We start from the raw sequence: 12,178 nt of genomic DNA, 5'->3' as shown, positions 1-12,178 counted from the left end.
TCTGATCGATGTTGGTCTGCATCCTGGACTGTAACAGCAAAGTCAGTGCTTGGCCGATTACGGGGTCCTGACAAGGCGGCTTCAACCACGAATCATACGGTCACGTTCTGGCCGCCGACGAGGTCGGACCTGACTGTAAAGGCGGACTGAAGATCGGTTCAGGCTGTGAAGATCGACCGCTGGGCGGCGCTTCTATGTTCACAAAGCTGTGTGAAGACCTTCCCTAGGGGAAGGTCTCTACTTGCTCCGGCGCAGGCAAGTAACTACTTGAAATGGCGTTGGTATTCCACCCCTTGAAACGTAACGGCCTAACGCCGCGATCATTCATTCTGTTGCTCCACTGCAACGGCCCGCGAGCTAAGCCACCTGCGGCCGGAGAAAAGCTAATGGAAAATGATCAATTGGTGTTACTGTCCGTAACAAAAGAAAAATCGTTTGGGCGGGATAGTGATTCGGGTCGATAGACCAACGCGACATTCAATATCGGAAAAATGGCTCCGCGGTGCCGCAAGGCAGTCGCCCCTGACGCCCGTATCGTCGATGCGCAGCTTCTGGGGACTGGTGCGGGCCTACTGGTTCTCAGACCACTGGATGGAAGCCTGGACGCTGACACTGGTGATCGCCCTGCTCACCGCGCTCTCCAGCAAGTCAGGCGTCTGGTTTGCCGTAGCATCCGGAGAGCTGGTCAACTCGATCGCCTTTTTCCACGATGCCGCAAACACCACCCCGCTTCAGACACTGCTGACCAATGCCGGGATACTTGTCCTCCTGGTCTTGCTCAAGGATGCGGGTTTTACCGGTATCCGCAGCCTGGTATCCGCAACTTTGCATCGCAAGTGGCGCGGCTGGCTGGACAGCCAGTTCAACGAAGCCCTGCTTGACGCCAATCACACCCATTTCCACGCTCAGCATGGCTCGTCAGGTGCCGCCGCTCCCGACAATATCGATCAGCGCATCCAGGAATCGATCAAGGATATGACGGGCGGAGCCATCGGCCTCGCGATGGGGGTTCTGGCCGTTGCTACTTCATTGTATTTCGTTGGCCAGCAACTGCTTGCGCACTCGGCGGAGGTCAAGGGGCTGGAGTTCCTCGGCAGCTATGGCAGCGCCGTTCTCGCCTTTCTGGCGGTCGCCACCTACGTGCCGTTGAACACCTGGATCGCGGTCAAGCTGGGCAGGCTGCTGGAACGGCTCAATGTCAGGATGCAGCAGGCCGAAGGCAGCTATCGCGGCGAGTTGATCACGTTCCTGCGCCGCAGTTTTCATGTCGCCGCATCGCAAGGCGAGAACGTGCAGAAGGCAGTGCACACCCAGCGCTATGTCGACATCGACCGCACCTGGGCGCGGCTGAACATCGTGAACACAGGCTACAATTCGTTCGAGCTGATCTACAATTTCATCGGTGCCCGCATTGTCGCCTACGGACCAGGCTTGGTTCCCTTTATCCATAACGGCTTCGATCTCAAGGGCTACATAACCGGCTCCGAGATGGTCAACTCGCTGATCAGTCAATGCTCGTGGTTCATCCACGTCATGCCTGCCATCGCCGCGCTGCGGGCCAACAGCCAGCGCGTCACCGAACTCGCAAACGCGATCGAAAACGTCCAGCACCCGCAGGAATTTTATCAGCAGACCGGCCGCTCCGATTTTCGCTACGACCGCCAAAACCCGGTTTTCGGCCTGACCATCCAGAAGCTTGAACTGGCGCATCAGGGCGAGGACGCAACGCCCTTCCTGAGTGCCGCGAATTTGCGCTTCCGGCGTGGCGAATGGACGTTCCTCAAGGGCGAATCCGGTTGCGGCAAGACCTCGCTGATCAAGGCGATCAACGGCCTGTGGCCCTACGGCCGCGGCACCATCGTCTTCCCCGAAGGAGTCAGGAGTTTCTACGCCGCCCAGGAGGTGAAGCTGCAGCAGGTTTCGCTGAAGCAACTGGTCTGCCTGCCCGGCTCCGAGCATGATTACGCCGACGTGCAGGTCGCATCCGCCCTGCACAAGGCCGGCCTCGGCGATTTCATCGAGCATTTGACCGATGAGAGCCGTGAAGGAAAGATCTGGGACCAGGTTCTGTCGGGTGGGCAGAAACAGAAGCTGGTTGTCGCCCGCATCGTGCTGCAGCAGCCAGGATTGCTGTTCCTCGATGAAGCCACCGGCGCGCTCGACCCCGATGGACGGATCGCCTTCCACCAGGCGATCAAGGACAATTGCCCTGATGCAACTGTGATCTCGATCATGCATGAGGCGACGCCGCCGAGATCGCTGGCGGGCACCGAATTCTACCACAGCGTGGTTGCGATCGCCGACGGCGTCGCCACCAAGAAGCCGCTGGTTCCGAGCTTGCCGGTCGAGCTCACCACCATCCTCACGCAGCCGACGCGGCCGGCCGAGGACAAATGGCTGCGCTTTCCCCGCCGGCTGAAGCAGAGATAGCCGCGGCACCACTGCCGGCATCCAGCCAGCCTGCCACGTAGCCCGATCACAGTCTCGCGATCCGGTCGGTTTGCCGCCGCTTTAACCCACTCTCGCGATTGACTCGGCAAGGCGCGCTCCTATGTTGCGCCAGCTTGCAGAATCTCAACTCGAACCCGCGAGCAGAAAGGTCACCGCGCCATGCCTGGCGACAGTCACAGTCGAACGCAACCGCCGTCCGCTTGACGTGACCTGACCGGCTCACGTCCTGCCGGACGGCAAGGAGTGAGCCATGAACGAGTTTTCCCCCGTCGCGGGCGGCGATGCCATTGCCATCGCCCGCGTGCTTGCCAACGAACACGTCGCCGACATCGTCGAGGCCTTGAACCAGGAGCCCCGCGAGACGGCATCGGAGCTGCTCTGCGAAGTGCCGTTCGGGCGGCTGGTCGAGATCTTCGACCAGCCGAACCTCAACGGCGCATCCGAACTCGTCGAGGCACTACCCCGCATCAAGGCAGGCAGACTGCTTGCCGCCATGTCGGTCGACCGTGCCGCCGACATACTGCGCGATCTGAACGAACCGGCTCGTTCCGAGCTGCTTGGTGGCTTGGCGCCACCGCTGCGCGCGACGCTGCTTGCCATTCTCGGCTACCCCGAGGGCAGCGCCGCCTCGCTCATGACGACCGAATATGTCAGCGTGCCGCCGGACTGGAGCGTTGCCCGCACTCTGGATTATATCCGCAAGGTGGAGCGGACGCGCGAAACTGTCTACGCGATCTACATCGTCGATCCGCAAACGCATGTCCTGTTGCGCTCGACCAGCCTGCGTCGACTGATCGCTGGCGAGCCCGACGAGCAGATCATGGCAATAGCGCCGGATCGTGCGCCTATCACCGTTTCACCGCTGACCGATAGTGAAAAGGTTGCTCAGTTGATCTCGAAATATGATCTGCTCGCCGTCCCGGTCGTGGACAACGGCAAGCTCCTCGGCATCGTTACCATCGACGATATTATCGACACGATGATCGAGGAAACGACCGAGGACGTGCATCGTTTCGGCGGCATGGAGGCTCTGGACGAACCCTATATGAAGATGGGTTTTCTGGCGATGATCCAGAAGCGCGCCGGCTGGCTATGCGCGCTGTTTATCAGCGAGATGCTGACCGCCAACGCGATGCAAAGCTACGAGGGCGAGCTGGAAAAGGCGATCGTGCTGACGCTATTCATTCCATTGATCATGAGCTCCGGCGGCAATTCCGGCTCGCAGGCGACCTCGCTCGTCATCCGGGCGCTGGCGCTGCGCGAGATCGGCCTTGGCGACTGGTGGCGGGTGGCATTGCGCGAGCTGCCCACCGGCCTGGTGCTTGGCTCGATTCTTGGCGTGGTCGGCGTCTGCCGCATTGCGCTCTGGCAGTATCTCGGCTTCTACGACTACGGCCCGCACTGGCCGCTGATCGCAATGACGATCGGCGCCACGCTGGTTGGCATCGTCACTTTCGGCTCGCTGTCTGGATCGATGCTGCCGTTCGCCCTGAAGCGCATCGGCTTCGACCCGGCCAGCGCATCGGCTCCGTTCGTCGCCACGCTGGTCGACGTCACCGGGCTGGTGATCTATTTTTCGGTTGCGCTGGTGATCCTGCGCGGAACGCTGCTGTAAAAAACTCACGCACTTCCATCGCGGCAATTTCGTTGCCGCGATGGGTTTATTGTCGCGTCAGACGCGCTCTCCATCCTTCACCCGGTAAGTCGGCCTGTACATGGTGACGAGTTCTTCCGCCGCGGTCGGATGCACCGCCATGGTGCGATCGAAATCATCCTTGGTCAGGCCGGCCTTCAGCGATATGCCGAGAAGCTGCGCCATTTCGCCGGCATCCGGCCCGAGGATGTGGGCGCCGAGGACCTTTTTCGAGGCGCCGTCGACGACCAGCTTCATCAGCATCTTTTCATCGCGGCCGGAAAGTGTGTGCCGCATCGGCCGGAAGGTGGCCCGGTAGATTTCAAGATCCGAGAAGCGCTTTGCCGCCTCATCCTCCGACAGGCCGACCGTGCCGATCTCGGGCTGCGAAAAGACTGCGGTAGCGATGGTGTCGTGGTCAGGCGCCGTCGGATTGTCCTTGAAGGCAGTCTCGACGAAGCACATCGCCTCGTGGATTGCCACCGGCGTCAATTGCACGCGGTGGGTGACGTCACCGATCGCCCAGATGTTGTCGATGTTGGTGCGAGAGTATTCGTCGACGTGGATTGCCCCGGTTTTGGTCATCTCGATGCCGACGCCTTCCAGGCCCATGTTCTCGGTATTGGGAATGCGGCCGATGGCGAGCATGACCTGGTCGACCGTCAGCACGGTGCCGCCGGTGACAAGCGCGTCGAGCCGGCCGTCAGGCCGCTTCCTGACCCACTCGGACACGGCGTGGCAGAGGATTTTTATCCCCTTCTTTTCCATCGTTTCGTGCAGCATGCGTCTGAGGTCCATGTCGAAACGGCTGAGGATCTCCTTGCCGCGGTAGACCAGCGTCGTGTCGACGCCAAGGCCGTGAAAGATGTTGGCGAATTCGACGGCGATATAGCCGCCGCCCTCGATCATGATTGCCTTCGGCAACTCCTTTAGATCGAAGGCCTCGTTGGAAAAGATGCAGTGCTCATGGCCGGGCAATGCCGGATGCGGCGCCGGGCGCCCGCCGGTAGCGATCAGGATCTGGTCGGCGCTAACGGTGCGATCCTCACCGAGAAGATGCACCACATGCGGATCGACCAGGGTGGCGCGCGAATGAAAGACCTCGCCGCCGGCGCCCTGCACGTTCTTCTTGTAGATGGCCTCCAGCCGGCTGATTTCGCGGTCCTTGTTGGCGACCAGCGTCTGCCAGTCGAAACGCGCCTCAGGCACCGTCCAGCCATAACCGGCGGCGTCGGCGAAATGCTCGGGGAATTGCGAGGCGTAGACATAGAGCTTCTTCGGCACGCAGCCGCGGATCACGCATGTGCCGCCGTAGCGATATTCCTCGGCAATGCCGACACGCTTGCCGAGTGCGGCCGCGACGCGCGCCGCCCTCACCCCGCCGGAGCCGCCGCCGATGACGAAAAGATCGTAGTCGTAACCGGCCATGGCTGAACTCCTTGCCCCTCAAACACCGAGACAGGTAGGCTGCCGACTATCAAAAGAAAAGCCCGGACTTGCCGGGCTTTCTGGTCCAGTGTCGGTCAGGCCGCTCGGAAGTCGGCAATCAATTCGGTGTGGCGTCCGCGGGAGCTGCGCCGTCTGCCGGAGCGGTACCGTCGGCAGGTGCAGCCGGCGCCTTGGCATTCGCCGCTGCGCCCAGGGTCTCGCCGACCTGCTGGGCGAGATCGCGAGCCAGGCCGTTCTGCCAAATCTCGGCGGCCTTCACCAGTTCGCGCGTCACGATCGGGCCGTTGTCGAGCAGCTTCTTGCCGGAATCGGAATTGTAGAAGGCGGCGATTTCATTGAGTTCCTTTTCCGAGAACACCTTTGCATAGGCGAGCGCTGCTTCCTTTTCCAGGTCGGCGCGGCGCGATGCCAGGACCATCGCCTTCTCGTTGATCGTCTTTGCGATCAGTTCCTGCATGTCCGGGTTCTTCTGGATCAGCTGCTGCTCGAGTGCCGCGGCCGCTTGCGGCAGGATATTGTCGAATGTATCCGTCGCATGGATCGCCGCGACCGCGGCGCGCGCCGCCTTCAAATGCGCATCGGTGACGTCCTGCGAAAACGCAGGCGACGAAAACGCGAAAACGGCCGAGGCCGCCAGCATGGCAAAAAAGCGGCCAACCCGGTTATGCAACATCATGATCGGTAAAACTCCCTGATTTTCGGGTGGCATGGACGGTTTGGATGCCGTCGCCGCCGGCTATGATGGCCGTTGATGCCAGCCCGATGAAAAGACCATGCTCGACCACGCCCGGAATGGCGTGGAGAGCATTCGAAAGCGCTCTTGTATCCGGAATGCGGCCAAAAGATGCATCGAGGATAAAATGGCCGCCGTCTGTAACAAATGGCTGGCTCCCCGTCATCCTCAATGTAACAGGGCCGGAAAGGCCAAGGTTTGCAGCCGCCGCGCCAACCGCAATTTCGGTGGCGCGCAGGCCGAACCGGTTGACTTCGATGGGCAGCGGAAAACGGCCGATCATTTCGACCATCTTGGAGCTGTCGGCGATGACGATCATGCGGGCGGAGGCCGCCGCGACGATCTTTTCGCGCAGCAGCGCACCGCCGCCGCCCTTGACCAATGTCAGCGCCGGATCGATCTCGTCGGCGCCGTCGATGGTAAGGTCGAGCTCGGGCGTTTCCTCGAGTGTCGACAGAGGCACACCAAGCTCGGTGCAAAGGACGGCGGTGCGCTCCGAGGTTGGCACGCCGATGACATTCAGGCCGGTGGCGACCTTGTCGGCGAGCAACCGCACGAACTCATCCGCTGTCGTGCCGGTGCCGATGCCGAGCCGCATGCCATCCGTGACATGGGCAAGCGCTGCCCGCGCGGCCTCAACCTTCAATTGCCTCGCATCCATGCCGGGTCCCGAGATTTGTTTCGGCGCTCGTAGCATTTTTGCCGGGCTGGTCAAAGGACCTTGCCGGCGGTGGATAAGCCGGCTTGCCTGAAAGGGCCGCAGCGGTTATCGCCTGCCGGCAATCAAATCGTCACAGGACAGGCCAATGACCCGACCGATCATCGTGTTCGACCTCGACGGGACGCTGATCGACACGGCGCCGGACCTGCTCGATAGTCTCAACCACAGCCTTGCCGCCAGCCAGCTCACGGCCGTCGACGAAGCCGGCTTCAAGCGCTTCGTCGGCCATGGCGGCCGAGTGATGATCGAGCGCGCTCACGCAGCGCAGCATAGGTCGCTGGCAGTGGAGGAGCACGACCGCCTGCTCAAGCTGTTTCTGGACCATTACACCGTTAACATTCCCGGCAAATCGCGCCCCTACCCCGGCGTCCCTGCGGCGATCGCACGGTTCGAGGCAGCCGGTTACCTGCTGGCCATCTGCACCAACAAATACGAGGCCAATTCGGTGGCATTGATCGAAGCGCTCGGTATGACCAGGCATTTCGCGGCGATCTGCGGCCAGGACAGTTTTCCGTTCCGCAAGCCAGACCCGCGCCATCTCACGCAGACCATCGCGCGCGCCGGCGGCGACCCGCACCGTGCGCTGATGGTCGGTGATTCGCAGACCGACATCGACACGGCGAAAGCCGCCGGGATTCCGGTGGTGGCAGTCGATTTCGGCTACACTGACCGCCATGTGCGAGAGTTCGAACCGTCGGCGGTAATCTCGCATTTCGATTCGCTGACGCTCGATCTGGTACAAAGACTGATGGCTGCGGCAGAAGGCTGAAAGCTGCCCATCGGGCGGACCGCCAGATGCCGACCGACAAGTGGTTGACTTAGCAGGCCGGCCTCCCTTATATCGCGGCGCGCTTGGCCTTCGGGCAACGAGCGGGCGATTAGCTCAGCGGGAGAGCACACCCTTCACACGGGTGGGGTCGCAGGTTCAATCCCTGCATCGCCCACCATCTGCTTTCCTGAATCAATTCCAAGCCAGAGCGGCTAGCAGCTGCAGGTGGCCCCCTCGCCGCCAAAATTCTTTTGGGCGAAATTCAGAGCGCTGCTGTAGCTCGTATAGCTCTGGAACTGGCAAACGTTGGAGCCGGCCCGCACCTTCATCTGCTCGATATCCCAGAACGAAACTTCGATCCGGTCGTCGGCGCAATAAACCGTATAGCGTTCAGGTTCCAGCGCTGCGGCCTTCCGCACAGGCATCGAAACGGCCAGGATGGAAAGTAGGGAAAGTACAAATATGAAGGCATGACGCATTTGCATGTAGACCCCCGAATGACCACCGGCATTATTATGGCCGCGATGTTGAGGCGACGCATCATGATTTTTAAGCAGTCGCCGTGTTCTTCGGCCGCCATAAGTCAGGCACGGCAGGGCCTCCTTGTAGCGCAACGCCCGACGATCCCGGAACAAACCTGCATGGAAACGAGTTTCTGCTGATAGAAATGTGAGGGAAAGCCATGTCCAGACTTGTTTTGGCGGCCGCCGTGCTGCTTGTCGGCGGATCGGCCTTTGCCGCGGACGAAAATCTGGTGCCGCCGCAGAATGCCAAGAAGCTGTCGGAAATCATCACCAAGGTCGAGCAACGCGACGACTTCCGCTACATCAAGGAAATCGATTGGGACAGCGGCGCCTACACTGTCACCTACTACACGAACGACAAGGCGAAAGTCGAAATCACCTATGATCCGGTGACAGCCGCGCCGAAATGAAGCTGGCCGCCAACGGTACAAATCTTAAAAAATGGCGGGCATCGAATGCCCCCGACCTTCGGCAAACCCTTGCGCAGATATGACTTTGATGGCTGACTGCAGGCTATCATTGCGCGCGGGGGTGGGCATGGCGACGGTAAAGCACGTATTGAAACGCTTTCTGATGATGCTCGCGGGTTATTTCATAGCGGTACTGGTTGGGCTGATCGCGGTGGCGGCGATCTATGGCGGGTTGAGCTCGCTGCCAAATGCGCCGAATTATTTTGACGTCATGGGTGTCTCCCCCATTGCGGTGCTGCTGTTGCCGCCGCTCGGCATGTTCATCTATTTTCTGACGATCGTGCTGACCGGCCTGCAGACACTGATCTTCGCACTGATTGCCGAGTTTTTCTCGCTGCGCAGTTTTTGGCTGCACATGGTCTTCGGCGCAGCGGCCGCGGTTGGCGGGTTCGCCTTGATCTGGCCTAGTGTACCGGACGACACGAACCCGGAGCGCTGGGCCGATATCGGTATCATTGCCGCGGCAGGCGTTGTTGCCGGCCTGGTCTATTGGCTGATCGCCGGACGCGACGCCGGCTTCCGGCGTCCGCTGTTTCAGCGCTAGAACCGCATTCCTCAGCTAGCCGGCGAACGCACCGCTTCCGTGCTGTCGAGCGCCTGCTGCAGCCTTGTATCGCGGCCGTAGACGTCGTTGAAATATTCGACGGTGCCGGACAGGTCCGGCCATGCGGTGAAATAGGCGACATAGACCGGGATCTTGCGTGTCACGTCTTCGGTCGAATGTCCGTGTTTCAGTTTGTCCTCGATGTAGTCGACCGAGGTGCCGAGCACTGCAGCCGCCATGCCGCGCGGATCCTGCAAGCGAACGCAGCCATGGCTGAGCGCGCGCATGTCGCGCTGGAAAAACGACTTCTGCGGCGTATCGTGCATGTAGATGGCGTGCTTGTTGGGGAACAATATCTTCAACTCGCCCAGCGCATTGGCCTCGCTCGGCAGCTGGCGCACGCCGTAGGGTATCTTCGCGCCATAGGCGCCCCAATTGACCGAGGATGAGGGAATGCGCTTGCCGCGGGCATTTACCACCTCGTAGCCGGCGCGGTCGAGATAACCAGGATCCCGGCGCAGCCGCGGCAGCATCTCGTTAACCAGGATCGACTGCGGCACGCCCCAATAGGGATGGAAGTCGACCTGCTCTATCTGGTCGTAGAAGAAAGCAGTCTGGTTGGTGGGCCTGCCAACGACGGCACGGGTCTTCAGCTTCTCCTCGCCATCGTCGATATAGCTCGCGGTGAAAGCCGGCTGGTTGATGAAGACGCGCGGGCTGCCGAGGTCGGAAGGCAGCCAGCGCAACTCTTCGAGCGCAACCCGAACCTTCTGAATTTTGTCGGCCTTGGACGTTCCGGCCAACGATGCGACCGTACGGGGACCGATGACGCCGTCGCCTTTCATGCCGGCACGTTTCTGCACCGCCTTGATCACCGGCACCAGCTCCGGATCGTAGACCTCACTGGTGGCGAGCCTCGCCAGAACCTCTCCATAGGCGCCGCCCATCTCGTCATCGAGATTGCGCGCGATCTTTGTCAACAGCTTCGGCAGCTCGGGGTTGGTCTGCCCCGGCTTCAACAGCAGATTGGGATCGATGGTGATTTCGTCTTCGGCGCTGGCCTGGAGCGCTTCCAGTTCGACGCGCAGCGCCTGATACTCGGAATTCTGTGGATGCCGCGATTCGAGATAGGTGCGCACTTGCTGGGTGTGGGCCAGCGTGTTCAGCACCCCTTCCATGTCGAGCGGCTTCGGCGGAAAATCGTAGTAGCCGGTCATGCGGTTGGGATCGACGCGGCCGCTTTGTGCGTCACGGGCGTAGCGCAGGACACGCGCCGACAGCGCCATCTCGAAGCGGACCAGCTCTTTCAGGCGTTCATCGGCATTGCCCGCCGACGCGCCTGCTGCCGGAACTTCGACTGTGTAATCCGCGGGCGTCAGGCCGTAGCTCGCGGCCTCGCCCAGCACTCGCACCGCATCCTCGGCACGGCTGTTGGGACTGGTTCCCGTTACCCAGATGAAATCCGGATTGGCCGAGTAATAGGCGATCAGCGCCTTGGCGATGTCCTTCTCGGCGTAGAGGTCATAGCCTTCGAGGCCGGCAATGGCTTCGCGGAATGCAGCCCCGGTGGCCGCCGGTTCGAATGCAGCATCCTGAGGCGTTGCCGGTTCAGGCGCTGCCGACAGTGCCGAAAAATCGACGCGCACCAGCGGATCGCTCTTGTAGGTGTAGTAGGACGGGCTGCTGATTTGCGCACCACCACCGGAAGCGGCCGGAGCCTTGGGCTTCGGCTTGTATCTTGACGGTGGCGGAGGAAAGTTACCTTTCGGCGGTGCGTGTTTGACGCCGCCGCCGAAAAGCATGTCGAAGAACCCTTGCGCTTCAGCCTGCGGCGCCCCGAAGGCCAGCATTGCCGCGGCCACCGCAATCGGCAGCACGGTTGCTTTGTTTCCAAGGAGTTTCATGGATCACCCGCTCCGGTTGAACCGGATCCCGTTCCGCACCGCTTTCACGGTCTCGCCCACCGCATGGCGGATGTAAGGCGTGACTACACTGATTCATACTGATTTCGTTAAGCTTCCATAAATTTCGGAACGTCTGTTGCAGAACGGTTTCACAACATCGTGACGGGCCAAGCGGTTCCGCCATCGCCCCGATCAATGGTAGTGCCCGTGAGCCAAGCCTCAAGCGTTGGCGCCGCCGTCGATGGTCAATGCCGCGCCTGTCACGAAGCGCCCTTCGGGACCGGCAAGCCAGGCGACCATGCCGGCGATCTCGTCGGCCGTGCCGAAGCGAGGCATCGCCATCTTCTGGCGCTGATGCTCGGCGTGCGGGCCGGCTGCCGGATTCATGTCGGTATCGGTCGACCCGGGATGGACGACATTGGCGGTGATGCCGCGCGGACCGAGATCGCGTGCAAAGGCCTTCGTCAGGCCAACCAAGGCAGCCTTGCTGGCCGAATAGGCGCTCAGGCCGGCGTCCGTGGCACGCTCGGCCAGGTTGCTGCCGATCGAGATGATCCGGCCACCCTCGCCCATATGCGCTGCTGCTGCCTTGGCGGCGACGAACGGGGCTCTGAGGTTGACCTCCATTGTCTCATCGAAGTCGGCAAGCGACAGGGCATCAATCGGCGCAGCGCGCCAGATGCCGGCGCTGTTGACCAGGATGTCGAGCCGTCCGAAGGCTTTTGCTGCCTCATCGACTGCAGCCTCGATCGCCGCAGCATCGCGATTGTCGGCCTTGATGGCAAAGGCCCGGCCGCCGGCCGCCTCGATTTCCCTGACCACCCCGCGCGCCGCTTGCTCGCCATTCACATAGGTGATTGCCACGCCCGCGCCGTCGGCCGCGAGCCTTCGTGCGATCGCCGCACCAATGCCGCGGCTGCCGCCGGTGACGAGGGCGGCCTTGCCGTTCAAGCTGCTGGATGACATTTGCTGCTCCATTT

11 protein-coding genes and 1 tRNA gene are annotated in these 12,178 nt (G+C 61.4%); 6 read left to right on the top strand and 6 right to left on the bottom strand.

Annotated features, from left to right (window positions below):
* Nucleotides 1–540 precede the first annotated feature (540 nt).
* Together NKI19_RS22930 and mgtE are read left to right on the top strand one after the other, a co-directional pair.
* Nucleotides 541–2,430 (top strand): ABC transporter ATP-binding protein/permease, encoded by a 1,890-nt coding sequence (locus NKI19_RS22930; protein WP_352491323.1) that lies wholly within the window; start codon nt 541–543, stop codon nt 2,428–2,430.
* Nucleotides 2,431–2,701: 271 nt separating this feature from the next.
* Complete coding sequence (mgtE, locus tag NKI19_RS22925) at nt 2,702–4,066, top strand: magnesium transporter (RefSeq protein ID WP_352566228.1); 1,365 nt, start codon at nt 2,702–2,704, stop codon at nt 4,064–4,066.
* A 57-nt stretch (nt 4,067–4,123) separates the two neighbouring features.
* Here mgtE and gor read toward each other — a convergent pair whose 3' ends face one another.
* From gor to rpiA, 3 genes are all read right to left on the bottom strand, one after another.
* Nucleotides 4,124–5,512 (bottom strand): glutathione-disulfide reductase, encoded by a 1,389-nt coding sequence (gene gor, locus NKI19_RS22920; protein ID WP_352491321.1) that lies wholly within the window; start codon nt 5,510–5,512, stop codon nt 4,124–4,126.
* A 118-nt stretch (nt 5,513–5,630) separates the two neighbouring features.
* Entirely contained in the window at nt 5,631–6,209 is a 579-nt protein-coding gene (locus NKI19_RS22915; protein WP_352491320.1) for a DUF2059 domain-containing protein, read from the bottom strand.
* Nucleotides 6,196–6,927: a ribose-5-phosphate isomerase RpiA gene (rpiA, locus tag NKI19_RS22910; protein ID WP_352491319.1), complete on the bottom strand. Its 732-nt coding sequence runs from the start codon at nt 6,925–6,927 to the stop codon at nt 6,196–6,198. Before rpiA ends, NKI19_RS22915 begins: the two co-directional genes overlap by 14 nt.
* A 145-nt stretch (nt 6,928–7,072) precedes the next feature.
* On the opposite strand from rpiA, the gene NKI19_RS22905 reads away from it, so the two are divergent.
* Nucleotides 7,073–7,756 (top strand): phosphoglycolate phosphatase, encoded by a 684-nt coding sequence (locus NKI19_RS22905; protein ID WP_352491318.1) that lies wholly within the window; start codon nt 7,073–7,075, stop codon nt 7,754–7,756.
* A 103-nt stretch (nt 7,757–7,859) separates the two neighbouring features.
* A tRNA-Val gene (locus NKI19_RS22900) sits at nt 7,860–7,934 on the top strand.
* 34 nt (nt 7,935–7,968) lie between these two features.
* Here the strand turns inward: NKI19_RS22900 and NKI19_RS22895 are convergent.
* The gene (locus NKI19_RS22895; RefSeq protein ID WP_352491317.1) at nt 7,969–8,370 is read right to left on the bottom strand and encodes a hypothetical protein; all 402 of its coding nucleotides are present in this window, start codon (nt 8,368–8,370) and stop codon (nt 7,969–7,971) included.
* A gap of 68 nt (nt 8,371–8,438) precedes the next feature.
* On the opposite strand from NKI19_RS22895, the gene NKI19_RS22890 reads away from it, so the two are divergent.
* Together NKI19_RS22890 and NKI19_RS22885 are read left to right on the top strand one after the other, a co-directional pair.
* The gene (locus NKI19_RS22890; RefSeq protein WP_352491316.1) at nt 8,439–8,690 is read left to right on the top strand and encodes a PepSY domain-containing protein; all 252 of its coding nucleotides are present in this window, start codon (nt 8,439–8,441) and stop codon (nt 8,688–8,690) included.
* A gap of 127 nt (nt 8,691–8,817) precedes the next feature.
* Nucleotides 8,818–9,294, top strand: coding sequence for a hypothetical protein (locus NKI19_RS22885; RefSeq protein ID WP_352491405.1), 477 nt, complete (start codon nt 8,818–8,820; stop codon nt 9,292–9,294).
* An 11-nt stretch (nt 9,295–9,305) separates the two neighbouring features.
* On the opposite strand, the gene NKI19_RS22880 is transcribed toward NKI19_RS22885, so the two are convergent.
* Together NKI19_RS22880 and NKI19_RS22875 are read right to left on the bottom strand one after the other, a co-directional pair.
* The gene (locus NKI19_RS22880) at nt 9,306–11,198 is read right to left on the bottom strand and encodes a L,D-transpeptidase family protein (protein ID WP_352491315.1); all 1,893 of its coding nucleotides are present in this window, start codon (nt 11,196–11,198) and stop codon (nt 9,306–9,308) included.
* A 219-nt stretch (nt 11,199–11,417) separates the two neighbouring features.
* A complete protein-coding gene (locus NKI19_RS22875) occupies nt 11,418–12,164 on the bottom strand; it encodes a 3-oxoacyl-ACP reductase family protein (protein WP_352491314.1) in 747 nt (248 codons plus the stop codon).
* Nucleotides 12,165–12,178: the final 14 nt, after the last annotated feature.

This window comes from Mesorhizobium sp. M0751, assembly GCF_040320265.1.
Classification (GTDB): domain Bacteria; phylum Pseudomonadota; class Alphaproteobacteria; order Rhizobiales; family Rhizobiaceae; genus Mesorhizobium.
Note: the sequence above shows the minus strand (reverse complement) of the source record. Positions and strands in the feature narration are given on the sequence as shown.